1 pseudogene is annotated in these 241 nt (G+C 44.8%); it reads left to right on the top strand.

The annotated features are described in order from the left end of the window. Window positions 1-241: pseudogene (locus M3627_RS20680) on the top strand (IS110 family RNA-guided transposase); the annotation flags it as partial.

Here is a 241-nt window from a genome sequence, read left to right as displayed (position 1 = left end):
GTGCTGGAGAAAACACCATTACCAGAGGACCTTCGAGAAAAAGAAGTGGCGGAGCTACTCCCTTTCTACAAAGAGGTGGATGGGTTAAAGTGTGTCTCTTCTCCCAAAATAATAAAACTCAAGGAAGCCGCTGAAATCTCGATCGGGTTGACCGAAGGCCTGGAGATGGCTCGATTTGAGATTCATACCTTGGTTATGCAATATAGACTCGTTCAACAACAGTATGAATTACTGGCAGAAC

It is taken from the genome of Psychrobacillus sp. MER TA 171 (assembly GCF_023713305.1).
Lineage (GTDB): Bacteria > Bacillota > Bacilli > Bacillales_A > Planococcaceae > Psychrobacillus.
This window is presented reverse-complemented; position numbering and strand designations above follow the sequence as displayed.